Source organism: Nonomuraea sp. NPDC049486 (assembly GCF_040676925.1).
Taxonomy (GTDB): domain Bacteria; phylum Actinomycetota; class Actinomycetes; order Streptosporangiales; family Streptosporangiaceae; genus Nonomuraea; species Nonomuraea ferruginea.
The window spans coordinates 37,671-60,329 of sequence record NZ_JBFAPV010000027.1 but is presented as its reverse complement, the minus strand read 5'-3'; the positions used below and the strand labels follow the sequence as shown (position 1 = coordinate 60,329).

At 72.9% G+C, this 22,659-nt stretch carries 23 protein-coding genes and 1 pseudogene; 8 read left to right on the top strand and 16 right to left on the bottom strand.

All coding sequences use genetic code 11. The features are described from left to right. Positions 1 to 207: 207 nt before the first annotated feature. Positions 208 to 753, top strand: a complete 546-nt coding sequence (locus AB0K05_RS42490; RefSeq protein WP_148034361.1) for a DUF4956 domain-containing protein — start codon at positions 208 to 210, stop codon at positions 751 to 753. Further along, positions 750 to 1,550, top strand: a complete 801-nt coding sequence (locus AB0K05_RS42485) for a polyphosphate polymerase domain-containing protein (RefSeq protein WP_364237235.1) — start codon at positions 750 to 752, stop codon at positions 1,548 to 1,550. Before AB0K05_RS42490 ends, AB0K05_RS42485 begins: the two co-directional genes overlap by 4 nt. A gap of 2 nt (positions 1,551 to 1,552) precedes the next feature. Here AB0K05_RS42485 and AB0K05_RS42480 read toward each other — a convergent pair whose 3' ends face one another. From AB0K05_RS42480 to AB0K05_RS42465, 4 genes are read right to left on the bottom strand one after another with little or no spacing between them, the layout of a single operon-like run. Then, positions 1,553 to 1,765: a hypothetical protein gene (locus AB0K05_RS42480; RefSeq protein ID WP_364237233.1), complete on the bottom strand. Its 213-nt coding sequence runs from the start codon at positions 1,763 to 1,765 to the stop codon at positions 1,553 to 1,555. Positions 1,766 to 1,790: 25 nt separating this feature from the next. Then, positions 1,791 to 2,135 carry a VOC family protein gene (locus AB0K05_RS42475; RefSeq protein WP_364237231.1) on the bottom strand — a complete coding sequence of 115 codons (345 nt, stop codon included), beginning with the start codon at positions 2,133 to 2,135 and terminating at the stop codon, positions 1,791 to 1,793. Further along, entirely contained in the window at positions 2,132 to 2,932 is an 801-nt protein-coding gene (locus tag AB0K05_RS42470; RefSeq protein ID WP_364237228.1) for an AraC family transcriptional regulator, read from the bottom strand. The genes AB0K05_RS42475 and AB0K05_RS42470 overlap by 4 nt, the downstream gene beginning before the upstream one ends. 8 nt (positions 2,933 to 2,940) lie before the next feature. Beyond that, positions 2,941 to 5,004 (bottom strand): prolyl oligopeptidase family serine peptidase, encoded by a 2,064-nt coding sequence (locus AB0K05_RS42465; RefSeq protein WP_364237226.1) that lies wholly within the window; start codon positions 5,002 to 5,004, stop codon positions 2,941 to 2,943. 294 nt (positions 5,005 to 5,298) lie between these two features. On the opposite strand from AB0K05_RS42465, the gene AB0K05_RS42460 reads away from it, so the two are divergent. Further along, positions 5,299 to 5,805 carry an HNH endonuclease gene (locus AB0K05_RS42460; RefSeq protein WP_148034362.1) on the top strand — a complete coding sequence of 169 codons (507 nt, stop codon included), beginning with the start codon at positions 5,299 to 5,301 and terminating at the stop codon, positions 5,803 to 5,805. 142 nt (positions 5,806 to 5,947) lie between these two features. Next, the gene (locus tag AB0K05_RS42455; protein ID WP_148029916.1) at positions 5,948 to 6,154 is read left to right on the top strand and encodes a zinc ribbon domain-containing protein; all 207 of its coding nucleotides are present in this window, start codon (positions 5,948 to 5,950) and stop codon (positions 6,152 to 6,154) included. Positions 6,155 to 6,736: 582 nt separating this feature from the next. On the opposite strand, the gene AB0K05_RS42450 is transcribed toward AB0K05_RS42455, so the two are convergent. From AB0K05_RS42450 to AB0K05_RS42440, 3 genes are all read right to left on the bottom strand, one after another. After that, positions 6,737 to 7,231, bottom strand: a complete 495-nt coding sequence (locus AB0K05_RS42450) for a WYL domain-containing protein (RefSeq protein ID WP_148029918.1) — start codon at positions 7,229 to 7,231, stop codon at positions 6,737 to 6,739. Between the two features lie 79 nt (positions 7,232 to 7,310). After that, entirely contained in the window at positions 7,311 to 9,149 is a 1,839-nt protein-coding gene (ilvD, locus tag AB0K05_RS42445; protein ID WP_364237221.1) for a dihydroxy-acid dehydratase, read from the bottom strand. 85 nt (positions 9,150 to 9,234) lie between these two features. Further along, complete coding sequence (locus tag AB0K05_RS42440; RefSeq protein ID WP_364237218.1) at positions 9,235 to 10,044, bottom strand: thioesterase family protein; 810 nt, start codon at positions 10,042 to 10,044, stop codon at positions 9,235 to 9,237. Positions 10,045 to 10,105: 61 nt separating this feature from the next. Here AB0K05_RS42440 and AB0K05_RS42435 point away from each other — a divergent pair, with 61 nt between their 5' ends. Next, positions 10,106 to 10,804: a TetR/AcrR family transcriptional regulator gene (locus tag AB0K05_RS42435; protein ID WP_364237216.1), complete on the top strand. Its 699-nt coding sequence runs from the start codon at positions 10,106 to 10,108 to the stop codon at positions 10,802 to 10,804. Positions 10,805 to 10,818: 14 nt separating this feature from the next. On the opposite strand, the pseudogene AB0K05_RS42430 reads toward AB0K05_RS42435, so the two are convergent. The 4 genes and pseudogenes from AB0K05_RS42430 to AB0K05_RS42415 all read right to left on the bottom strand — a co-directional run bounded on the left by AB0K05_RS42430 (position 10,819) and on the right by AB0K05_RS42415 (position 14,235). After that, positions 10,819 to 11,540 (bottom strand): annotated as a pseudogene (locus tag AB0K05_RS42430) (glycoside hydrolase family 15 protein). Between the two features lie 249 nt (positions 11,541 to 11,789). Next, entirely contained in the window at positions 11,790 to 12,137 is a 348-nt protein-coding gene (locus tag AB0K05_RS42425) for a trehalase-like domain-containing protein (protein WP_364237213.1), read from the bottom strand. A 120-nt stretch (positions 12,138 to 12,257) separates the two neighbouring features. After that, positions 12,258 to 13,226, bottom strand: coding sequence for a TIGR03885 family FMN-dependent LLM class oxidoreductase (locus tag AB0K05_RS42420; RefSeq protein WP_364237210.1), 969 nt, complete (start codon positions 13,224 to 13,226; stop codon positions 12,258 to 12,260). Positions 13,227 to 13,413: 187 nt separating this feature from the next. Then, positions 13,414 to 14,235 (bottom strand): nuclease-related domain-containing protein, encoded by an 822-nt coding sequence (locus AB0K05_RS42415; RefSeq protein ID WP_148029924.1) that lies wholly within the window; start codon positions 14,233 to 14,235, stop codon positions 13,414 to 13,416. A gap of 257 nt (positions 14,236 to 14,492) precedes the next feature. On the opposite strand from AB0K05_RS42415, the gene AB0K05_RS42410 reads away from it, so the two are divergent. Beyond that, positions 14,493 to 14,783: a hypothetical protein gene (locus AB0K05_RS42410; RefSeq protein ID WP_219547040.1), complete on the top strand. Its 291-nt coding sequence runs from the start codon at positions 14,493 to 14,495 to the stop codon at positions 14,781 to 14,783. A gap of 5 nt (positions 14,784 to 14,788) precedes the next feature. Next, a complete protein-coding gene (locus tag AB0K05_RS42405; RefSeq protein ID WP_187281009.1) occupies positions 14,789 to 15,151 on the top strand; it encodes a DUF5130 family protein in 363 nt (120 codons plus the stop codon). Here AB0K05_RS42405 and AB0K05_RS42400 read toward each other — a convergent pair. After that, positions 15,148 to 16,095: a hypothetical protein gene (locus tag AB0K05_RS42400; protein WP_148029927.1), complete on the bottom strand. Its 948-nt coding sequence runs from the start codon at positions 16,093 to 16,095 to the stop codon at positions 15,148 to 15,150. The two genes, AB0K05_RS42405 and AB0K05_RS42400, sit on opposite strands and share 4 nt — an antisense overlap. A 69-nt stretch (positions 16,096 to 16,164) precedes the next feature. Here AB0K05_RS42400 and rarD point away from each other — a divergent pair, with 69 nt between their 5' ends. Next, positions 16,165 to 17,127, top strand: a complete 963-nt coding sequence (gene rarD / locus AB0K05_RS42395; RefSeq protein ID WP_148029928.1) for an EamA family transporter RarD — start codon at positions 16,165 to 16,167, stop codon at positions 17,125 to 17,127. Here the strand turns inward: rarD and AB0K05_RS42390 are convergent. From AB0K05_RS42390 to AB0K05_RS42375, 4 genes are all read right to left on the bottom strand, one after another. Beyond that, on the bottom strand, positions 17,021 to 17,884 hold the full coding sequence (locus tag AB0K05_RS42390; RefSeq protein WP_364237206.1) for a hypothetical protein: 864 nt from the start codon (positions 17,882 to 17,884) through the stop codon (positions 17,021 to 17,023). The genes rarD and AB0K05_RS42390 overlap by 107 nt on opposite strands. Before the next feature lie 73 nt (positions 17,885 to 17,957). Then, positions 17,958 to 19,250, bottom strand: coding sequence for a protein kinase (locus AB0K05_RS42385; RefSeq protein ID WP_364237203.1), 1,293 nt, complete (start codon positions 19,248 to 19,250; stop codon positions 17,958 to 17,960). Positions 19,251 to 19,354: 104 nt separating this feature from the next. Further along, positions 19,355 to 21,565, bottom strand: a complete 2,211-nt coding sequence (locus AB0K05_RS42380) for a TIM-barrel domain-containing protein (protein ID WP_364237201.1) — start codon at positions 21,563 to 21,565, stop codon at positions 19,355 to 19,357. Then, on the bottom strand, positions 21,562 to 22,659 hold the full coding sequence (locus AB0K05_RS42375; RefSeq protein ID WP_364237198.1) for a glycoside hydrolase family 15 protein: 1,098 nt from the start codon (positions 22,657 to 22,659) through the stop codon (positions 21,562 to 21,564). The genes AB0K05_RS42380 and AB0K05_RS42375 overlap by 4 nt, the downstream gene beginning before the upstream one ends.

The following is a 22,659-nucleotide window of genomic DNA, read 5'->3' as shown; positions in this document are numbered from 1 at the left end:
GGGCTGCACGCTGAGGAAGGCGCTGGGGAACTTGTCGGTCTCGCACGCGTCGCTCCAGGGCTTCCACTGGAACACGATGGGCACTTCTTCGATGAGAACGTCCTCACGATCGGCTCACAGGCGCTTCACCGCCGGGCGAGACGCTGTTCATGACAGCGAAAGACCCGGGAGGACCTCTTGAGACCGACCACGCTCCTCGCCCTCGCGATGGACCTGGCCGCGATCGTCACGCTCGCGTACGGCCTGTACTACCGCCGCCACCACCGGCGCGACCTGCTCTTCGCCTACGTGGCGCTGAACACCGGCATCTTCGCCGTGGTCTCGCTCATGCTGGTCCAGCGGGTGGACCTGGCGGTCGGCTTCGGCCTGTTCGGCGTGCTGGCCATCATCCGGCTCCGCTCCTCGGAGATCACCCAGCAGGAGATCGCGTACTACTTCGTCGCCATCGCGCTCGGCCTGGTCAACGGCATCGCCGCGAGCTGGCCGCTGACCGCGCTCTTCCTCGACGTGGTGCTGCTGGCGGTGATGTACGTGGCCGACCACCCCCGGCTGCTGGGCCGTACCCATCAGCAGCTGGTGACGCTGGACGTGGTGCACACCGACCCCGCGCTGCTCCGCGCCGACCTGGAGAGCCGGCTCGGCGGGCGGGTGCTGCAGTGTGTGGTGAGCCAGGTCGACTACGTACGGGACGTCACCGTGGTGGACGTCCGCTACGAGGTCCCGGCGGAGCGGCGGGCGGAGGCGTGGCGATGACCGAGTGGCCCGACGCGGGAGTCCTGCTCGCCGGGGTGGCGGCCGGCCTGGACCCGGTCACGCTGGAGGAGGTCAGCGCCCGCGCCAAGCTGATGACCCGGGTGGACCACAAGTATCTGGTGCCCGCCTCGGTCATGACCCGCCTGGCCGGCGAGCTGGGGGACCGGTTCGGGGTGCTGGAGATCGGCGGGCGGCGCCAGTTCCGCTACACCTCCACCTACTTCGACACGCCGGACCTGCTCACGTTCCGTCAGCACCGTCAGCAGCGCCGCCGCCGCTTCAAGATCCGTACGCGGACGTACCTGGACGGCGGCGGGCGCTGGCTGGAAGTGAAGCTGAAGGGCGCGAGAGGCGGCACCGACAAGCACCGTGTCCCGTACGACGGCGCGCCCGCGCACGCGCTCACCCCCGAGGCGCTCGACTACCTGTCGACCACCCTGGCCACCGGCCTGCGGCTGCCCCGCCCGGCGTCGCTCGGCCCGGTGCTGTCCACCGACTACCGCCGGGTCACGCTGGTCGACCGGTCCGGGGCCGCGCGGCTGACCTGCGACAGCGGTCTCGTCTGCCACGACGGCCGGCGCGCGCTCCCGGCCCGGCGCGACCGGGTCCTGCTGGAGTCGAAGTCCGCCGACGGCGACGCCGCCGCCGACCGCGTGCTGCGCCGCCTGGGCGTCCGCCCGGTGAGCGTCAGCAAGTACTGCCTCGGCGTCGCCGCCCTGCTGGACGTCCGCGCCAACCCCTGGCACCGGGTGCTGCGCCACTACTTCAGAGGACGGTACGCAACGCCGGCCACCTGATCTCACGGGTCCACGGCATCCTCCCGAAGTCGGCCACCACCCCGAAGTGATCGCTCGCCCACGGGCCGGTCGAACTCCCGGAAGCACGCCTCCAGCCGCAGCTGCGGGCCGTGCGGCCCGCAGCGCACCAGCACGTATTCCTCGCCGACTCGGGCGTGGCGTCGAAGTCCCCCGCCGCCGTGGCGGGCCCGGAGGTTCATGGTGAGCACGCGCATGCGTGATCACTGCCCCCGGGCCGGATCACGGGCGATAGGTGCCGAAGAACCAGATGTTGCCCTCCGGGTCCGCGGCGGCGTACTCGCGGGAGCCGTACGGCTGGTCCACCAGCTCCATGGTGATCCGGGCGCCGGCCTTCCTGGCGCGGTCGTGGTGGGCGTCGGCGTCGTCGACCGCGACGTAGACGCCCGGGCCGCCCGGGCTGCCCAGGCCGAGCATGATGACGTCGTCGCCGACCAGGAGTTCGGCATGGCTGACCACGCCTTCGTCGTTCTTGGACATCTCGCGCACCTCGAAGCCGAAGGCGCCGGTGAGGAAGTCGACCGCGGCCGCGCAGTCGTGGTAGCGGGCGAGTGCGTAAACCTTCATGGGCCCAGTGTCGGACGGCCGCCGGCCTGGGGTCTTGGAGAAATCTGACCGGGCGTGACCGCCGCCAGCGTGCGGAACTCGCGGTTCATGTGGGCCTGGTCGTAGAAGCCGCACGCGGCCGCCGCCTCGGCGATCGCGCTGCCCGAGCGCAGCAGCGCCGCCGCCCGGTGGAAGCGGATCACCCGCGCCGCCGCCTTCGGCGTCAGCCCGACCTGGTCACGGAAGCGGGACACCAGGTGGCGATGGCTGCGCTCCAGCGACACGGCCAGCGACGCCACCGGGACCGCGCCGCCCGACTCCAGCAGCCGCGCCCACGCCCACCGCACCTCGGGATCGGGATCGGGCCCGGCGGCGAACCGCTCGGTGAGCAGCCGCTCGGCCAGCGCCAGCCGCTCAGGCGCGGACGGCGCCGCGGCCAGCCGACCGGCCGCCTCCACCGCCCACGGGCCGAGCAGCTCCTCCGCCGGCACCGCCAGGTTGACCAGGAGCCGCAGCGGCATCCCGAACAGCCGCCTGGCCCCGAACGGGGTCAGAGCGACCTCGACCCCCTCGGTCGGCCTGGTCATCCGGGTGAGCGTGAACCGGTCGGACGGCCCCGCCCCGAACGAGGTCAGCCGCTCGCCGTCCACCTCCATCGGCGCGGCGAATCCCAGGATCAGCACTCCGCCGGTGACCGCCGCCTCGGCCCGGGTCAACGGCCCGCCGTGGTCTTCGCGGTAGGCGGCCAGGCGGTGGACGTACGGCCGCAGGGCAGGGCAGGGGGCCGACCCGGTCATGGTCAGCCCCCGCTCGCTCATGCTTTCGACTATAGGCCGAGCTGCCTGGCCATGAACGTGAGCGTGTCCGCCGACAGGTCGACGGTCCGGCTGATCGAGCGGGCGCCGTGGCCCACCTCGGTCTCGTTGCGCAGCAGGATCGGCCCGTCGCCGGCGGTGGCGTGCTGCAGCGCGGCGCACATCTTCCACGCGTGCAGCGGATGCACCCGCGTGTCGGACTGGAACACCGTGAACAGCGTCGCGGGGTAGCGCACCCCCTCCTCGACGTGGTGGTAGGGCGAGTAGGAGCGCAGCCAGCCGAACTGCTCGGGATCGTCGGCCGAACCGTACTCGACGTTCCAGGTCGCGCCCAGCCCGAACTTCTCGTAACGGATCATGTCGAGCAGCGGCGCCGAGCAGACCACGGCCCGGTAGAGGTCGGGGCGCTGGGTGAGCGCCGCGCCCACCAGCAGGCCGCCGTTGGAGCCGCCCGAGATGCCGAGCTGCCCGGCCGTGGTCACCCCGGTCTCGATGAGGTGCTCGGCCGCCGCGTGGAAGTCGTCGAACACGTTCTGCTTGTGGGCGAGCATGCCCGCCCGGTGCCAGTCCTCGCCCTCCTCGCCGCCGCCGCGCAGGTTGGCGATCGCGTACACGCCGCCCGCCTCGACCCAGCTCAGGATCGACGCCGAGTAGCCGGGGGTCATCGAGATGCCGAACCCGCCGTACCCGTAGAGGATCGTCGGGCGCGGGCCCTCGCCGGAGGCCGGCGAGATGATGAGCATGCGCACGTCGGTGCCGTCGCCGGAGCGGTAGACCACCTGCTCGGTGCGCACCTCCGGCACGTCCACCGCGCCCGGCGAGGCCGCCCAGAGCGTGGTCTCGCCCGTGCGCGCGTCATAGCGCTGGATGGTCGGCGGGGTGGTGTTGTCGGTGTAGCCGAACCACGCCTCGTGGCCGCCCTCCGGCCGCTCCGAGATGCCGCCGATGCTGCCCAGGCCGGGCGTCGGCACGTGGCCGATCCGCTCGCCCGTCGCCAGGTCGTGCACGGTGATCTCGCTGATCGCGTGGCGGGTCCAGCCCACCAGCATCACCGGGCTGTCGAGGTCGTCGAGGATCGCGAAGTCGGACAGCACCGCCTCCGGGTCCTGCGGGATCAGGTCGCGCCACGCCTCGAACTCCGGCCGGGACGGGTCGGTGACGCACACCCGGGCCCGGGGCGCGTCACGGTCGGTGTGGACGTACAGCCTGCCGTCGCGGCCGAACACCAGCCCGGTCTGCGCGTCGACGCCCTCCTGCACCACCCGCAGCTCCGGCCGGTCGGCGGGGGAGGCGGTCAGGTCGGCGACCCACAGGTCGTTGCGCGGGGCGGTGCCCTCGCTGGCCGAGATCTGCAGCCAGTGGCCGTCGCGCGACACCGACACGCCGTAGTAGTTGGTCATCTTCATGCCGTCACCGAAGATCATCACGTCGTCCTCGGTGGACGTGCCGACCCGGTGCAGATAGACGCGGCGGTGGAACTGACGCTCGTCCTCGGGCACTTCGGTGCTCGGCAGCCTGCGTACGTAGTAGAAAGCCTCGCCGCCCGGCAGCCACGCGATCGGCGAGTAGCGGCAGCGGTCGATCGGCCCCTCGATCCGCGTGCCCGTCGCCACGTCGACCACGTAGAGCACCGACTCCTCGTCGCCGCCCACCGAGATCTGGTAGGCCAGCAGCCGCCCTTCCTTGTCGGGCTGCACCGCGTCCAGCGTCGTCAGCCCCGACGGGTCGAGCGCCATCGGGTCGACCAGCGCCCGCTCGGTGCCGCCGGCCCCGTCGGGCTCCACCACGTAGTAGACCGCGTGCTCCTGCTCCGGCGTGCGGCGGCTGAAGAAGTAGCGGTCGCCGCGCCACGCGGGCGCGCCCACCGACCCCGACTTCAGCAGCTCGGCGATCCGCGACTTGAACCGCTGCGGCTCGCTCTCCCGCTTGAACAGCTCGGCCTGCGCGACCAGCCACCGCTCCGTCTCCGGGCTCTCGGGATCCTCCAGCCAGCGGTACGGGTCGGGAACGGTGATGCCGTGCAGGACGTCGGCGGTTTCCTCGCGTGGCGCCGCCGGATAGGACTCTCGCGTCATGCTCGAACCCTACGGCAAAGCACGAGGCCCGGAGGTTGGCGTAAAGGCCTGGTGATACGGGAATAAACCGTAACGTGCGTCCCTCTGGTCATTCCGGGCCGGACGTTAAGGGGTGGCGGGGACGCTGCGGTGAACGCCAGACTTGCTGACAGGACGGTGCCGTGGTGTCCATCCGCTGGGCCGTCCGGCGGAGGTCCACGTGATGGTTGTGCCGAAGCCCCAGGAGGGGCGAATAGCCGGGACATGCCACGGCATGTCTCCTTCGAATTGGGTGCGGCGGGGAGAGGCCCGATGATGCGCCAAGTCCTGCTGCTCAACGCCACCTACGAGCCCCTGACCACGCTTTCCCTGCACCGCGCCATCGTGCTCGTGCTGCGGGAGAAGGCCGACATCATCCACCGTGACGGCCGCGGAGCCGTGCTGCGCTCCACCAGCCGGACGCTCGACGTGCCGTCGGTCATCCGGCTCAGGAGATACGTCCGCATCCCGTACCGATCCCGTATCCCCCTGACCAGAGCCGCCCTCATGCGGCGCGACGACTACCGGTGCGCCTACTGCGGGCAGCGGGCCGAGACCATCGACCACGTCGTCCCGCGCTCCAGGGGCGGCGCCCACACGTGGGAGAACTGCGTCGCCTCGTGCTCGCCGTGCAACCACAGGAAGGCCGACAAGTACCTGGAGGAGCTGGGGTGGACCCTGAGTGTCGCCCCGTCCGTGCCACGGGGCGCTCACTGGCGGTTGATCGGCGCCTCGCTCGTCGGCGACCCCCAATGGGCGCCCTACCTTGAAGCGGCTGCCTGACCCGGGCCCGGCACCTCGTGCCGGGCCCGCGTGCCCTTCGGGCTACTCCCAGGTGTCGGCCGACTCGTGCTCTTCACCGAACCGGCAGGCTACGCCCGGGTGACTTTCCAGCCCTGACGGCGTTCCGGGCTACTCTGATGGCATGCCGCGTTACGACTACCGCTGCCGCGCCTGCGGCTCCACGTTCGAGGTGTCCCGGCCGATGTCGGCGTCCAGCGACCCGGCCGCCTGCCCGGAGGGCCACGACGACACGGTCAAACTGCTCTCCACCGTCGCCATGACCGGCTCCGCCGCCACCCCACCCCCTGCCTCAGGCGGGGGTTGCTGCGGCGGCGGTTGCTGCGGCTAGGAGCCCTTCGCGCGGCCTCGCGCCGAGTCCTTCGCGCGGCCTCGCGCCGAGTCCTTCGCGCGGCCTCGCGCCGATGGCCGACGCGCTTTTCGCGGCTGGCGTTCCGTAAAGCCGGGCAGCCGCCATCGTCCTGCGCGAGCATCCGTACGGCTGAGCGGGTGATGCGTTCTCTGCCGCCACGCCGATCGCGATCACGCTCACGTGCGCGTTCCTGTCCGATCGTCGACGGCCGCTGCCGTCCGGCCGGGTCTTGTGCGCGGGTACCTCTCCCGCGCTCGCTCGAACGCGCGGCCGGATCCGCGCTGGTCAGCAGAGCCTTCCGGCCGTTCAGGGTGCGGGACGTCCGGGACGAGTCGTCCCCCTGTCCTGTCTCCCCTTGGGCGCCGCTCCTCGACGGGGGTGACACACGCACGCCGGGCCGCCTTCACCGGCGCGGGGATGCGGCGTGGCCGGAGTGGCGAAGGCGGGACGACGTGAGAGCGACCAGGTCCCGTGGTGTGAAAGCGCGCTCGCCGGGACATGGCGTCAGGGAAGAAGGTGGGCGGCGTGCCTGGTGGGATGGGCACGCCGCCCGTGGGGAGGTCAGGCGGCCCTGGTGCGCTTGCGGCGCTGGAACGGCAGGAAGCGGTCGGCCAGGTGGGGGCGGGACGGGGTGAGGGTGGGCTCGACGGCGAGGATGCGGTCGAAGCGGAAGGCGCGGATCGCGCGGCGCATCCGGCACACTCCCACGAGATACCAGAAGTCGCGGTGGACCAGGCAGGTCACCGGCTCGACCTCGCGGCTGGTGACGGTGCCCGCGGCGTCGCGGTAGTGGAGGCGGACCATCATGCGGCCGGTGATGGCGTCGGCGATGAGCCGGGCCCGCGCGGCCACCTCGGCGGGCAGCGGCTCGACGAGGGTGTCGAGGGTGGCGGCGATGACGTCGTCGTCGAGGTCGAGATGATCGAGGGCGTGCTGCAGGCCGCGCCGGGCGGTGACGGCTTGCGGGCCCGACCCCAGGTGAGCCAGGGACAGAGCGAGGGCGGCGATCTCGGCGGTCGTCAGCGGTTGCGTCTGGGGCTTCACGACTTCAGCCATACCCCAAGCATAGGTAAAGCCACTGACATTTTCGAAAGTATGTACGGCAGGCGACAGGAGTGTCGCCTGCCGTACAGGGTCACTTGGACAGCTGCGACAGGTCGCGCGAGGCGCCGGTGGAGGCCGAGGTCGTCATGGCTGCGTACGCCTGCAGCGCCGCGCTCACCGGCCGGTCGCGGTCGCGCGGCCGGAACCCGCCCAGCTCGGCCAGCAGCCGCTCGCGGCGGGCCGCCAGCTCGGCCTCGGGGACGTGCAGCTCCAGCTTGCGGGCGGGGATGTCGATCTCGACGATGTCGCCGTCCTCGACGAGCGCGATCGTGCCGCCCTCGGCCGCCTCGGGGGAGGCGTGGCCGATCGACAGCCCGGACGTGCCGCCGGAGAAGCGCCCGTCGGTGATCAGCGCGCACGCCTTGCCCAGGCCCTTGCCCTTGAGGAACGAGGTCGGGTAGAGCATCTCCTGCATGCCGGGGCCGCCCTTGGGGCCTTCGTAGCGGACGATCACTACGTCGCCCTCCTTGACCCGGTCGTTGAGGATGCCCTCGACCGCCTGCTCCTGCGACTCGAACACGACGGCCGGCCCGGTGAACTTCCAGATCGACTCGTCGACGCCGGCGGTCTTCACCACGGCGCCGTCGCGGGAGATGTTGCCGTAGAGCACGGCGAGGCCGCCGTCGGCGGTGTAGGCGTGCTCGAGGTCGCGCACGCACCCGTCGGCGCGGTCGAGGTCGAGGGAGTCCCACCGGTTGTCCTGCGAGTAGGGCTTGACGGTGCGGACGTTGCCGGGCGCGGCGTGCCACAGCTCCGTCGCCTCGGGCCTGACCGAGGGCGACATCGGGTCCCAGGCGGCGAGCAGGTCGCCGAGCGTGCCGCCGTTGACCGTCGGGACGTCGCGGTGGAGCAGCCCGGCCCGGTCGAGCTCGCCCAGGATGGCGGGGATGCCGCCGGCCCGGTGGACGTCCTCGACGTGGTACTTGCTGGTCGCCGGGGCGACCTTGCACAGGCACGGCACCCGCAGGGAGATCTCGTTGATCTCCTTGAGCCCGAAGTCGACCTCGGCCTCGCGGGCCGCGGCCAGGATGTGGAGGATCGTGTTGGTGGATCCGCCCATGGCGACGTCGAGCGTCATCGCGTTCTCGAACGCCTCGCGGGTGGCGATCGAGCGCGGCAGCACCGACTCGTCGCCCTCCTCGTAGTAGCGCCGGGTGATCTCGACGAGCGTGCGGCCGGCCTCCTCGAAGAGGTCCTTGCGCGCCTTGTGGGTGGCCAGGATCGTGCCGTTGCCGGGCAGCGCCAGGCCGATGGCCTCGGCCAGGCAGTTCATGGAGTTGGCGGTGAACATGCCGGAGCACGAGCCGCAGGTCGGGCAGGCGCTCTCCTCCATCTCCAGCAGCTCGGCGTCGGTGACGGAGTCGTCGGCGGAGGCGATCATCGGGTCGATGAGGTCGAGCTTGCGGCCGGGCGTCTTGCCGGCCTCCATCGGCCCGCCGGAGACGAAGACCGTCGGGATGTTGAGCCGGAACGCGGCCAGCAGCATGCCCGGGGTGATCTTGTCGCAGTTGGAGACGCAGATCATCGCGTCGGCGCAGTGGGCGTTGACCATGTACTCGACGGCGTCGGCGATGAGCTCGCGCGAGGGCAGCGAGTAGAGCATGCCGCCGTGGCCCATGGCGATGCCGTCGTCGACCGCGATCGTGTTGAACTCGCGGGGGATGGCACCCGCCTCGCGGATCGCCCCGGACACCACGTCGCCGACGTCGCGCAGGTGGACGTGGCCGGGCACGAACTGGGTGAAGCTGTTGGCCACCGCGATGATCGGCTTGCCGAAGTCGCTCCCGGCTACGCCGGTCGCCCGGAGCAGGGCCCGGGCACCGACCATGTTCCTGCCGTGGGTGACGGTACGAGACCTGAGGGCGGGCATGGAGCTTCTCCCATCGTCGAGCGTCCATCCATGGTACGGCCAGCCGCCCGGTAACTGAGACGGATGTCCACGACCCGATACGGCGTCAGGCGGGGACGCGGATCGCGGCGAGCTGGGTCGCCTGCGCCACCAGGCGGTCCCGCGAGTCCCACACCATGGCCGTCTCGTCCATCCTCCCGCCGCCCACCTCGGTGACCGACAGGCGCACCTTGACCGGGCCGGGGGCCGGCAGGCGCAGCACGTGCGCGGTGAGCTGGATCGTCGGCGCCCAGCCCGGCAGGCCCAGGTCGTAGGAGGCCGGGGGCACCGGGTCCAGGGCCAGCAGCAGGCTGAGCGGGTCCCACGCGGCGCCGTCCTTGAGCCGCTGCCAGGTGTCGAGCCGCCCGCGCAGGGACGGCTCGCCGAACACGAAACCCACCTGCTCGGGGTGGAGCCGCAGCTCCAGCACGTCCATCAGCGGCACCGGGAAGGCGTTGCCCGGCACCTCTCTCGGCGCCAGGAAGCAGGACTCCTCCGGGGGCATCTCGACCGCCGGCGCCGACGTCCAGCGCGGATCGGCGTCGTCCAGCAGGCCGAGCGTCACCAGCGCGGCCACCCGCGTCCTGCCCTGCTGCGCGAGCTCCGCCCTGACCTGGGTCACGGTCCTCCCGGCGCGCAGCACCTCGACCAGGACCTCGGCCGGCCCCGGCTCCGGCGGCTCGGCGAACGACGCGCTCACGGCGGTCACGTGCGGGTGCCCGGGGCCCGCCGCGCTTTCGAGCGCCGCCCTGGCCAGCACCGCCATCAGGTAGCCGCCGTGCAGCTTGTCGCCGACGCTCCACGTCGCGTCCAGCCTGGCCTCGTACGTGCCCTGGCCGGTGGTCTTGACCGCCGTCGCCTCGTCGAATCGCGTCATGTGCTCCCCTTCGCAGAGGATCAGATTGACATCGTTAACCTAACGACGTCAACCTAGGGAGGTGACGGAGAAACGGGTCCGCGCCCGGCGCGGCGACGGCGCGCTGCTGCGCGAGGAGCTCCTGCGCGCGGCCGAGGAGCTGCTGGACGAGACCGGCACCGAGGAGGCGCTCACCGTCCGCGCGGTCGCCGCCCGCGCGGGAGTCTCCACGCCCTCGGTCTACCTGCACTTCGCCGACAAGGAGGAGCTGCTGGAGGCGGTGTGCCTGCGGGTGTGGGACGAGCTCGGCAGGCTCGTGGCCGAGTGCCGGGACCCCGACCCGTTCCTGCGGCTGGGCCGGTGCGGCCGGGCCTACATCCGTTTCGCGCTGGACCACCCGGTGCAGTACCGGGTGCTGATGATGACCCCCTCTGCAGGGGAGGCGGGCGAGGGGGTGCCGCCCGCCGCGCAGGCGTGCTTCGGCTACATGGTGGACGCCGTGCGCGCGTGCGTCGAGGCGGGGGTGATGCGCGGCGAGCCCGAGCGGCTCGCCCTGGCCCTGTGGTCGGCGGCGCACGGCTGCGCCGCGCTGCTCATCGCGCAGCCGTCGTTCCCCTGGCCGGACCGGGACGCGATGATCGACCTGATCGTCCGGATCAGCGGGTTCGGCGCCGCGCTCGGCCCGCGCATGGCGGGCGCCCTGCCGCCCAGCCGGGAGCTCGCCGCCGCGCTGGACGCCTTCGAGGCCCGCCTCGGTGATCAGCTCCCTGAGCGGCCCTGACTCCTGCCGGTCGCTCACTGGTGCAGGGCCTCCCTGGAGCCGGCCATGTCCAGGTTGGCCGCCACCTCGATCAGCCCCAGATGGGTGAAGGCCTGCGGGTAGTTGCCCAGCGCCGTGCCGTCGGGCGCCATCTCCTCCGAGAACAGGCCGAGCGGCCCCGCTTCGGCGCAGAGCCGGGCCGGCCTGCTCGACCCGTCCCGCCGGCCCCAGCGCGGAGACCAGCTCGAAGGAGCAGAGCAGGAACGCGCAGCGGCCCGCCGCCAGCGGTGCGCCGGCGCGCTCTCGTCACCGAGCAGCCCGGCCAGCCGCACGCCCCGGTCCAGGCACATCCACGTCATCACCTTGGAGCCGACGTAGTGGCGGAGCGGGCCGCGGATCTCCCAGACGCCGTGATCCGGCTCCCGCCAGAGCGTGCTCACCGTGTCGACGTACCGGCGCAGCAGGGCCGCGAGCCCGCGTACCCCTCCAGATGGTCGAGGACGACCTCCGCCCCCTCCTGCTCGCCCCTGATGCCGGCCATGGGCCGCAGCCGGCCCGAGCCGCTCACGCACTCGTGCAGCAGGAAGCGCATGTAGCGCACGCCCTCGTCGGCGTGGCCGAGCCGGAACAGGGCGAGCACCGTCAGCGCCGCGTCGCGGTGCCAGGTGTAACGGTAGTCCCAGTTGCGCTCGCCGCCGATCGTCTCCGGCAGCGAGGTGGTGGGCGCCGCCACCAGCGCCCCCGACTCGTCGTACATCAGCCCGCGCAGCACCAGCGCGCTGCGCCGGACGTGCGCCAGCCCGGTCCCGATGTCGTCGCCCCGGCTCGACCACGTCTCCCACGCGGTACGGGTCGCGCGCAGCAGTGCGTCGGCCCTGCGGACGCCGACGGCACGCCGTGGCGCGTCTGCGTACCCGAGCACGACGGCGAACCCCTCACCGGGCCCCAGCGACGTCTCGATCCCGAGGACGGAGCCGGAGCGGAGCAGCGGCCGGTCGGCGGCGGCTCACAGCCGGGGCTCCTCGTGCACCCACGTCCCGTCGCCGTCCGGCCGCCACCGGGCCGTCTCCCGCGCGTAGCCGGGCCGGGCGTCGATCCCGATCCGGACGTCGGCGGTCCCGCCGGTAGCCCGCACCACGCGGACGAGCAGGTGCCGGGGGGCGAGCGGGCCGGCCTGGTCGCCGTCGCCGGCGACGGCCAGGAAGTCCGTCACCGTCACGGCCGCGTCACCGGTGCGGTGGACGCTCTCCAGCACCAGGGTGTCGCCGAGATAGCGGCGCTCCGGCGCTCCCGCGTCCGCCACCTCGATGCCGAGGGCGCCGCCGCGGTCGCGGTCGAGCAGGTGCGCGAACACAGCTCTGGCCGTCGAAGGCCGGCACGCAGAACCACTCGACCGCCCCGTCCGGGGCGACCAGCGCGGCGGTGTGGGTGTCCGACAGGAACGCGTATCCGTCGATCGGAGGGAAGCGTGCGCTCAAGCCGGTTCCCGCAGCTGCGGCAGCACCTTCTGGCCGAAGGCGTCGATGAAACCGCGCTGCTCCTGGCCCACGTGGTGCAGGAAGAGCGTGTCGAAGCCGAGGTCGGCGTACTCGGCGAGCCAGCCGGCATGGCGTTCCAGGTCGGCGGAGACCAGCACGGCCCGCCGCACGTCGTCGGGCCTGACGGTGGCGGAGGCCTGCTCGTACTCCTCCGGCGTCGGCAGGTTCCAGGGCACGTCGCCGCCGAGCACGCCCGTGCGCCACTGCTCGTGCGCGATCCGCAGCGCGGTCTGCTCGTCCTCGGCCCACGACAGGTGGACCTGCAGGTAGACCGGCTTGCCCGCGCCGCCTCCCTCGCGGAACGCCTCGACGACCCGGCGCAGCTGCGGCACGTCCTGGTTGACGGTGATGAGCCCGTCGGCCCACGAGCCGGCCCACCGGGCGGTCTCGGCGCTGACGGCGGCGCCGATCAGCGGGGGCGGGGTCTCGGGCAGGGTGTAGAGCTGGGCGCGGTCCACCGTGACGAGCCCGCGGTGCGACACGCACTCCCCGGCGAACAGCGCCCGCATGACGTCGACGCACTCCTGCAGCCGTGCCTTGCGCTCAGGCTTGGCCGGCCACCTGTCGCCGGTGATGTGCTCGTTGAGCGCCTGGCCGCTGCCCAGCGCCATCCAGAACCGGCCGGGGAACATCTCGCAGAGCGTGGCGGCCTTCTGCGCGGCCACCGCGGGGTGGTAGCGCTGACCGGGCGCGCTGACGACGCCGAACGGCAGGCCGGTGCCGGCCAGCGCGGCTCCCAGCCAGGACCAGGCGTAGCCGGAGTGGCCCTGGGCGTGGCTCCAGGGCGCGAAGTGGTCGGAGCACATCGCGGTGGTGAAACCCGCCTCCTCGGCCCGGCGCACTGCCTCCAGCAGGGCGCTCGGCGCGAGCTGTTCGTGCGAGGCGTGGAAACCGAGTCTGGCCATGGGGAGACACTCCTTCTGCGGGTCCGGACGGTCATCCGGGGCGGCACGCGCCGCCCCGGTGTTCCGGTTTCCGCTTCCCCGCCGGGGCCCGCTTATGTGGGCGCGACGCGTACGGGGACGTATCCGCGAGAAGGAAGGTCGCCGCGGAGAGGCGCGGGTGTGCCCGTGAGGCCTCTCCGCCTGCCTGTCAGCCCTCGCCGTAGCGCGGGGGCAGCACCTGGGCCGCGATCTCGTAGATCTTGTCGATCTCCGTGTCGGTGAGCGCGCGCTCCCGCTTGGTGATCCACCGGCGGGCCCGGACGCCCTCGTAGACGTCCACGCCCTTGATCGTCATGATCTTCCAGGGCACCGGCGGGCCGTAGATGGCCAGCGACGGCACCACCGACACCTGGTGGCCGTAGGCCTTGCTGATCAGCTCGGCGGCCCGGGTCGCCTCGCCCCTGGCCTCGACGAGCCGGTCCTTCTTGTCGAAGGGGCCGTGGAAGAGCTTCTTGCCCATCTGCACCCGTACGGGGAGCCGCTTGTCCCACTTCTCCGAGTCGACCGCGTACACGCCCGTCGGCCCGACGACCAGGTGGTCGATCTGCGCCTCGGTGCCGGGGATGGCGCGGGCGTGGAGGGTGCGGTAGCCGCGGCGCTCAAGCTGGCGCAGCTGCGCCTCGGTGCGCCGCTCGGCCACCGAGGAGCGCCGCCAGGCCGGCACCGTCGAGTTGGAACGCGCGCGGTAGATCGCCTCGCCGATGGCGGCGAGCACGCCCGCGGTCACGCCCACCCGCCAGTCCATGACCAGGAGACCCACGGCGACGCCGACGGCGAGGGCCAGCAGCGCGCGGTTGCGCATGCGGCGGAAGCGCGGCTGCTGGAGCAGCTCGCGCATGGAGGCCCGCTCGACCGGCGCATAGGTGGTGGTGGGCGCCGCAGGTTTGGCGGTCTGCTCGTTTTCCGGTCTGTCGCTCACCCAGATCGGGGACGTGTTGTGACCGTCTTCACGCTGAGGGTCGGAGTCCACGTGATTCACCGTAGCCCGGGGTTCTGATGCATTCCTAGTGCTGCCTTGTCCATAGTTTTATGGCCCGGCTCACCGTGTCCTACGCCCGGTTTCCGGGTACTTATTACGTTCCTCTCTAGAGAGGTAGGGAGAGCCCGAGGCGATCCTAGCCCTGCCGGAGGGTGTGGCGATCATGTTGACCGGGTCTTGGCCATCTCCTGTCGAGACTCTCGTGCCTGGGTCTGGCCGGACCGGCGGACCGGGATTACGTTCGTGATGTGAACAGCGCGCTGGAGATCCTGCTCTTCCTCATCGGGGTGTCGCTGGGACTGTTCGTGCTGATCAGCCTGCTCGTGCTGATACCGGGGCGCGGTGCCGCGCGCAAGGCGGAGGCCGGGCCGGTGTGGATCGGCGGACCCGGCCGCGGCGACCGCGGCGTGAGCACGTCGGGGCTCGTGCTGGTCGACCGGCCGCCGCAGTGGGCGCCGCCGGGAGAGGCCGACTGGGTCGCGGCGGCGGAGACCGCCGAGCCCGGCATGCGGGTCGGTGGCGCGTCGGCGGGATGGTGATCGGGATGCGAACTCTCTCCGCGGCCCAGGCCGACGACGTCCGGCAGGCCCTGCGGGCCGCGGAGCGGCGCTGCGCCCTGCGCTTCGCACTCTTCCTCGGCTCGCCCGTCGGCGGCCGGCGCCACTTCGCCGAGCGGCTGCACGCCGCGCTCGACGAGGAGGCGGACGACGCCGTCGTGATCATGGTCGACGTACGGGGCCGCGCCCTGGAGATCGTCACCGGCGAGAACGCCAGGCGCCGGCTCTCCGACGCGTCGTGCCGGCTGACGGCGATGTCCATGGCCACCGCGTTCAGCGCGGGCGACCTGGTGGGCGGCCTGCTGTACGGGATCGGCGCCCTGGCCGAGCAGGCCGGCGCCCGCCGCTAGCCGTCGATCAGCGCGGCGATGTGCTCGCTCACGCCCCTGAGCAGCGTGGACGGCTCGATCGGCGCCGCTGCGACGGCGGCGAAGAACGACGGCAGGCCCGGCAGCGGGAAACCGTCGTCGCGGGCCGCGGCCGCGCCCACCGGGCTCTTGCCGAGCGTGCTCCGGCTGCGCTCCCACGCGTCCAGCACCTCCTCCGGCGACGGCACGCCGAAGCCGTGGCCCACCGGCGCCGCGTGGCGCAGGCGTACCAGCGGGGTCTCCGCGAACGCGAGCGCGACGCGGGCGCGCTCCTGAAGGCCGGCGCGCGGCTCGGGAGCGATCCAATCCATCGCCGTGCAGGGGTTGCGGCAGGTGGCCACGCACACCGCGAGCGCGCCCGCCACCTGGCTGTGCTGCCGGTCGAAGTACGCGCGCCAGCCCTCGGACGGCTCTCCCGCCACCCGCAGCGTCCGGTTGGTGGCCGACTGCTCCGCCTTGGTGTGGTCGCAGTCGCGGTCGCCGATCACGCCGAACCGGCTGCCGGTCGCGCTCAGGCCCTCCGGCCAGCGGGCGGGGTCGCCCGCGTGGCCCAGGTGCGGCTCGAACGCCAGCAGCGGCAGGTATTCGGCGGCGATGTGCACCGCGGCGATCATCGGGCTCAGCTCGCGGCGGTGCCAGCGGATCGCGATGACCTCCAGCAGCAGGCCGTAGGCGGGGCGCAGCGACTCCAGCGCGCCGCGCGGCTGCTCGCGCGGGGTCTGCGGCATGTGGCACGCCCGGGCCTGCCGCCTGAGCGACGAGGGCACCGCCTTGGTGTCGACGGCGAAGTCCTCGGCGTCGAGCGACAGCAACCGCTGCCCGAACTCGCATGCCTCCGCGATCCGGGGGTCGGGCGACAGCGCCCCGAGGTCGGCGAACGCGTAGCGGCGCGCCAGCGCCACGAAAAGATCACGAGTCGTCTCCACCGGATCACCCTACTCAGACCGGACACCGGCGGGTCCCTCGGCGAGGAATCCCCGGGTTAGGGTGGGGCGATGTCTGTCGCGCGGCGCGGGGTCCTGCTGGGCGCGGCGGCGTACGTGCTGTGGGGGCTGTCCGCCCTCTACTGGCCGCTGGTGGAGCCCACCGGGCCGGTGGAGATCCTGGCGCTGCGGGTGCTGTGGTCGCCGGTCGCGATCGGCCTGCTGGTGCTGGCCCTCGGCAGGCGCCGCAAGGTGGCGGCGATCCTGCGCAGGCCCCGCGACGTGGCCCTGCTGAGCGTCGCCAGCGTGCTGACCTCGGTCAACTGGGCGCTGTTCATCTGGGCGACCATGAACGGCCACGTCGTCGACGCCTCGCTCGGCTACTTCATCACCCCTCTGGTCAGCATCGCCTTCGGGGTGGTGCTGTTCAGGGAGCGGCTGCGCCCCGCCCAGTGGGCGGCGATCGGCCTCGCGGCCGTCACCGTGGTGGTGCTCACGATCGAGTACGGGGGGCCGCCGTGGATCGCGCTGGGCCTGGCCGTGACGTTCGGCACCTACGGGCTGATCAAGAAGAGGGTGGCCGTCGGCGCCGTGGAGGGGCTGATGGTGGAGACCGCCGTGCTGTTCCCGTTCGCGCTGGCGTACACGGTGGTGCTGCAGGCGAGCGGGCAGGCGACGTTCGGGCACGTGTCGGCCGCCAACACGCTGCTGGGCGTCGGGTCGGGGTTCGTGATGATCGTGCCGATGCTGCTGTTCAGCGCCGCGGCCACCAAGATCCCGCTGAGCGTGACCGGCATGCTGCAGTACATCGAGCCGATCGTGCAGTTCCTCGTCGGGCTGCTGGTCTTCCGTGAGCCGATGCCGGCGACCCGGTGGCTCGCGTTCGCGGTGCTGTGGGCGGCGCTCGCGCTGCTGGCGGCCGACGGCCTCAGGCGACGGGCTCGGGAGAGCGCGGATCGTCGAGCTCCACCGCGATCCGCTCGATCATCTCGAACTGCCGCATCAGCCGTTCGAGATCAGGAGGAGACACGGTGAACGTGTCGTACACCGCCTCGCCCCCGGCCGTGTAGCTCAGCTCGTGGCCGCAGGCGTCGTCCCACAGGCCGCTGATCACCCGCAACGCCGGCGACAGCCGGTCGGCGTGGATGCGCCGCACCTTCACGCCCGCCTCGGCCTGCTCGCGGGCCAGCGCGTCGAGGGCGTCGCTCCACTCGCGGTAGATGAACACCCGCCTGATCACCACGCCCCTGGCCAGCGCGTCGGCCTGCGCCCGCCAGTATTCGCGGCCGACCGGCTCCAGCCACCACTCCAGGTCGACGGAGGGCACGCTGGTGACGCAGATCTGCCGCTTCGCCTGCCGGATGAGCCGCAGGAACACCCCGTTGTCGCCATAAGGGGCGCGGAAGTGGCCGCGCTCCAGGTCGGCGAGCGTGCGCAGGCACTCCTCGAAGGCGTCGCGGCAGGCGTCGTCGGCGGGCGTGCCCTTGTACTGGCGCTCGACGTGCTTGGCGGCGCGCAGCATCGGCTCCATGAGGTCGGGCAGCCAGGGGATCTTCTCGATCGTGGACACCATGGCGCCGACCCGGGTCTCGTGGTCGACCCGGCGGCGCTCCCGCAGCAGCGTCTGGACCTGGAGGGTGATGACGCCGCCGAGGAGGCCGGCCACGGTGCCGAGGGCCTGCGCGGTGTCCTCACGCACGTAGAAGATCACGGCCAGCAGGACCGAGAGGACCGTGCCGATGATCAGGACCGGATCGACGATGACCGACTTCTGCTTGGCGGGCCTCTTCACCAAGGGCTCCAGGGGGTGAGCGACGGTGGTCAGACGCGACGATAGCCGATCTTGACCGCTGTCACCCGGACCGTCAAGGACAGGGTGTCGTGATGCACTGGATGTCGCCGGTCGGCTTGGCCGTGGGCTCCTGGGTCGGCTCGTGCGGGTCCGGCTCGGACGGCTCGTCGGTCGGCTCGCCGGTGGGGTCGGGCTCCGGCTCGGTGGTCGGGTCGGGGGAGGGGGTCGTCGGCGGGTCCGTCGGGGAGGGGGACACCGTGGGGGTGCCGGTCGGGCTGGGCCTGCCGGTGACGGCCGGCGGCGGGACCCGCGTCGGCCTGCCGTCGGACGCCTGGTTGCCCGCCTCGGTCGGCCGCCCGGTCGCCGTCGCCGAGGTGTGCGGCTCGGACGAGCTCGCGGGCGGGAGGACGGGGTTCTGCTGGGCGGTCTCGGCCGGGCGCATCCACACCATGGCCGCGACGCCCGCGGTGACCAGCATCGCGAGCACCGTCGCGAGCATGGCGGACATCGCGCGCCTGCGCCGCGGCGCGGGGGCGGCGCCCGGCGAGGTCATGGCCGTGCGGGCGGCCCGCGCCATGTCCTCGGCGGAGGCGTAGCGCCGGTCGGGCGCCTTCTCCAGCGCCCTGGCCACCACCTCGCGCGGCCCGCGCGGCACCTCGGGCGGCAGCGGCGGGACGGGCGCGTGCAGGTGCTTGTAGATGATCTGGACCGGGGTGTCGCCCTCGTAGGGCAGGCGGCCGGTCAGGCACTCGTAGGCCACCACGCCGAGCGCGTAGACGTCGACCGCCGGGGTGATCTCGCTGGAGGTCGCCATCTCGGGCGCGCAGTAGCCGGCCGAGCAGAGCATCGACCCGGTGGCGGTGAGCTGGGCGGCCGACGCCGAGTGGGCGATGCCGAAGTCGGTCAGCGCCACCGAGCCGCCGGCCCGCACGACGAGGTTGGCGGGCTTGACGTCGCGGTGCACGATGCCCTGCGCGTGGGCCGCGGCCAGCGCGTCGGCCACCTCGGCGACCAGCCGCATGGTGGCCACCGGGTCGAGCGCGGCCCGGCGCAGGTGCTTGTCGAGCGACTCGCCCTCGACGAACTCCATCACCAGGAACGTCACCTGGCGGCCGCCGACCTCGCAGCTCCCGTAGTCGTAGACGTCGACCACGCCCGGATGGCGCAGCGTGGCCATGGCCCTGGCTTCGTTCTGGAACCGCTGGAGGAAGGCGGCGTCCTCGCTCAGCGCGGGCATGAGCACCTTGACGGCGACCGTGCGGCCGAGCACCGTGTCGGTGGCACGCCACACCTCGCCCATGCCGCCACCGCCGACCCGCTCGGTCAGCAGGTAGCGGTCGTTCAGCGTGGTTCCGGCACCCAGCACGTCATCCACGCTAACACCGGCTCGGAGGTGCCCGCGCTCGGAACGATCCGGTCGTCACACCACCGTTTCCCGAGGCAGGAGCGGTCCTGCCACGGGTCGTCGGCTCAGGTCGTGAAAACGGGGGACAGACCGGGCCAGTGCGCCGCCGTGCAGACCACCGGGGGGCGGTCGAGCGGGGCGGGCAGCACGACCTCGCGGCCGCCGCGCAGCGGGCGGCCGGTCCAGACGTCCACCCAGTCGCCCCCGGGCAGGTAGACCGGCATCTCCGAGACATCGGGATCGGTCACCGGGGCGACCAGCAGCGCGTCGCCCAGCTTGAACTGCAGCGGATACCGCCAGACGGCCGGGTCGTCCGGGTGGTCGAAGAACAGCCCGCGCATCAGCGGCGGCCCGTCCAGCGCCCGCCCGGCCTGCTCGGCCAGGTAGGGCACCAGCCGTTCGCGCAGCTCGGCGAGCCGCCTGAAGACCGGGACCACCCGCTCGTCGCCGGTCCGCTCCGCGACGTTCCACGGCGTGCGGTCCCGGAGCGGCTCGCGGTGGTGGTTGAACTCGGAGTGGTACTGCATGATCGGCATGAACGCGGCCGCGCCCGCCGCCCGCAGATACAGCTCCGCGCCCGGCACGTCACCGGAGAACCCGGCCAGATCCCAGCCCCAGTACACGACCCCGCAGGCCGAGGCGGTGATCCCGGCCCTGATCGAGGCCCGGAACGCCTCCCAGGTCGAGTCCTCGTCCCCCGCCCAGTAGGCGCCGTGCGGCTGCGAACCCGCGAACCCGGCCCGGCTGAACGTCACCGGCGCCTTCCCGTGCCGCCGCAGCAGGTCACCGAACGCGCGCGCGTAGTGGACGGGGAACAGGTTGTTGCCGTCCGCGCCCCGGCGGCCGTCGGCGTAGCGCAGGTCGTGGCCCCACGCGTGCTCGCCGCCGTCGGTCTTGAACCCGTCGACGCCGACCTCCGCCACCAGGTAGGCGCGCTTGGCCGTCCACCAGTCGCGCACCTCACGCGACGACAGGTCCGGCATCAGCGCCAGCGGGAACCACCAGCCCCGGTTCCGGTACGGCCGGCCGTCGGCCTCCTTGACCCCGTAGCCGCGCTCCACGAGTTGACGGGCGTCCACGGCGGCCTGGTGCCTCGGGTGCGGGCGCGTCTTCTGCAGCGGGATCTGCCAGAGCAGCACCTTGATCCCGCGCTGGTGCAGCTCGTCCACCATGCCCTTGGGGTCCGGCCACGGGCCGTCCGCCGGGAAGGTGTAGTCGGCCAGCCGGTGCGGCTCCTCGGACGGTTCGTACTCCGCGCCTCGGAAGGCGGTGAACGTGGTCTCGTCGCTCCACGCCTCGATCACCACCGCGCCGACCGGGACGCCGTGCTCGCGGTGCCGGTCCATCTCGGCCATCACCCTGGCCTGGGTGTTCCACTCGTTGCCGCTGGCCCACAGCCTGAACACCCACGCGGGCAGCTCCTCAGCCCTCCCCACGTCGTCCAGGAACCGCCGCAGCACGCCGGCCGGCGTCCCCTCGTCGTACAGGTCGACCGCCACCTCGCCGTCCGGCCCCACCTCGGCCTCGACCGCGATCCGGTCGCTCTCGGACGCGCCGACGTCGTACCAGGTCCTGCGCGAGGTGTCGATCCGGAACCCCCAGGTGGCCCCGGTGTCCACCACCAGGGCGAACGGCATCGGCAGATACGTCCTGCCGTGCGCGCCCTGGCTCTTGTACTGCTCGAACACGACCGCGTCGAGCGTGCGCCCGCGCTGGTCCACCGCGTCGAACCGCTCCCCGAACCCGACCACGTGCGCCTCCCGGCCGAGCTCCAGCGCGAACCTGACCCGCAGCGGGCCGTCCCCATCGGCCAGCCACCGCACGCTCCCCGGCACCACCCGGTCCCGTCCGCGCACGACCAGCTTCCCGCCGCCGCCGGACCACCGCGCCGCCGTCACGTGGAACCACCTGCCGGTACGGATCCCGCCCCGCCCGTCGGCGGCCCGGAACCGGTAGGAGTACCGGCGGCCCGCTTCCAGCCCGGGAGTCCTGACGGCCCACGCACCGGCGGCGGCCCTCGTCGCCCGCGCCTGCGCCGCCGCCAGATGCCCGCCGTCCCCGCCGGACGCCTCCGCCCCGGGGGACCCGGCTCGGGTGAGCGGGAGCTCCACGGGCGGGCCGCCGTCCGTCACCCACTCGCACACCACCGACGTCACCCCGGGCGCCGCCCGGACGCGCAGCTCCACCTGCTCGCCGTCCAGGGGCCGCGCCGGGACGCGCTGGTCCTCGGTCTCCGCGTACGGGTGCCCGGACCCGAAGGGGCGGTGCCGGATCATGCCCCCACCTCCAGCTCGTCCGCGAGGATCAGGTACATGCCGTGCGACCAGAGCAGCGGCGTCGCCACCGGCCCCCACCGGTCCAGCCACTCCTGCCGCCGCCCGGGATCGAGCAGCAGGTCGGACACCTGCTCCGGCAGGTCACCCGCGGGGGTCGCCTGCGCCTCCATCCACCGCAGGTACCGCCGCGCCTCCCCGGGCCGCCCGGCCCGCGCGTGGTTCCAGCCGAGGAACCCGGCCAGCAGCACCCACCGGCCGCCGCCGTAGAAGGTGTCGTCCAGGTAGCGGTACACCCCGCCGTCCCTGGCGAGCCGCCGCTCCACCTCGGCCACGGTGCCCGCGCCCACCGGGTCGTCGGCACCGTACAGCCCGAACGGCGTCACGCACGCCAGCAGACTGGCGTCCACGGCGTCCGTGCCGAGCCACTTGGTGAGATGCGGGCGACCCTCCACCGGCCGGGTGACGCCTTCGGCGGCGACCAGGGCGGCGATGCCCGCCACCGCGCCCTCGGCCGCCTCCGTCTCCGGCCGGCTCAGCACGCCCAGGCCGATCGCCGCGCGCAGGCCCGCGTGCACCGAGCCCAGGGTGGCGACATGCCGCCGGTCGAGGTGCTCCTCCCACCAGTCGTAACAGGGCAGGTGCCAGAACGCCGTCAGGTAGCGGGCCGCCGCCCGCACCCCCTTGTCGGTCCCCGCCACCGTCCGCCCGTGCCTGCGCGCGTGCTCCAGCAGCGCCCACAGCCACGTCCCGTACCCGTCGAGCTGGAAGTCCCACCACTCCTCGGTCCCGTCAGCCCCCTCCAGCGTGAACCGGGTCGGCAGCATCTCCGCCGGCGAGACGGTCTCACCCCGGGCGGCGCGGGAGACCAGGGCGTCCACCTGCCCGGCCCGGTCGCCCACCACGCGGGCGCACCACGCGTGGAAGGCGTCCGCGCCGGACGCGTCCCCGTGCCTGCTCACCCCTTCGGCGATGAACGCGCCGTCGCGCAGCCAGGAGTAGCCCCGGTAGGCGGAGAAGGTGGGCGAGGCCGGGTAGGCCCCGGTGGGAGCCTGCAGCCGGCGGATGAGGTCGAGGCTGTGCGACACGAGCGTCAC

What these genes read in the sequence shown, in the direction of transcription:
- AB0K05_RS42490 (WP_148034361.1), top strand. Translation starts at nt 208, where the DNA reads ATGGACCTGGCCGCGATCGTCACGCTCGCGTACGGCCTGTACTACCGC.
- AB0K05_RS42485 (WP_364237235.1), top strand. Translation starts at nt 750, where the DNA reads ATGACCGAGTGGCCCGACGCGGGAGTCCTGCTCGCCGGGGTGGCGGCC.
- AB0K05_RS42480 (WP_364237233.1), bottom strand. Translation starts at nt 1,765, where the DNA reads ATGCGCGTGCTCACCATGAACCTCCGGGCCCGCCACGGCGGCGGGGGA.
- AB0K05_RS42475 (WP_364237231.1), bottom strand. Translation starts at nt 2,135, where the DNA reads ATGAAGGTTTACGCACTCGCCCGCTACCACGACTGCGCGGCCGCGGTC.
- AB0K05_RS42470 (WP_364237228.1), bottom strand. Translation starts at nt 2,932, where the DNA reads ATGAGCGAGCGGGGGCTGACCATGACCGGGTCGGCCCCCTGCCCTGCC.
- AB0K05_RS42465 (WP_364237226.1), bottom strand. Translation starts at nt 5,004, where the DNA reads ATGACGCGAGAGTCCTATCCGGCGGCGCCACGCGAGGAAACCGCCGAC.
- AB0K05_RS42460 (WP_148034362.1), top strand. Translation starts at nt 5,299, where the DNA reads ATGCGCCAAGTCCTGCTGCTCAACGCCACCTACGAGCCCCTGACCACG.
- AB0K05_RS42455 (WP_148029916.1), top strand. Translation starts at nt 5,948, where the DNA reads ATGCCGCGTTACGACTACCGCTGCCGCGCCTGCGGCTCCACGTTCGAG.
- AB0K05_RS42450 (WP_148029918.1), bottom strand. Translation starts at nt 7,231, where the DNA reads ATGGCTGAAGTCGTGAAGCCCCAGACGCAACCGCTGACGACCGCCGAG.
- ilvD (WP_364237221.1), bottom strand. Translation starts at nt 9,149, where the DNA reads ATGCCCGCCCTCAGGTCTCGTACCGTCACCCACGGCAGGAACATGGTC.
- AB0K05_RS42440 (WP_364237218.1), bottom strand. Translation starts at nt 10,044, where the DNA reads ATGACGCGATTCGACGAGGCGACGGCGGTCAAGACCACCGGCCAGGGC.
- AB0K05_RS42420 (WP_364237210.1), bottom strand. Translation starts at nt 13,226, where the DNA reads ATGGCCAGACTCGGTTTCCACGCCTCGCACGAACAGCTCGCGCCGAGC.
- AB0K05_RS42405 (WP_187281009.1), top strand. Translation starts at nt 14,789, where the DNA reads ATGCGAACTCTCTCCGCGGCCCAGGCCGACGACGTCCGGCAGGCCCTG.
- rarD (WP_148029928.1), top strand. Translation starts at nt 16,165, where the DNA reads ATGTCTGTCGCGCGGCGCGGGGTCCTGCTGGGCGCGGCGGCGTACGTG.
- AB0K05_RS42380 (WP_364237201.1), bottom strand. Translation starts at nt 21,565, where the DNA reads ATGATCCGGCACCGCCCCTTCGGGTCCGGGCACCCGTACGCGGAGACC.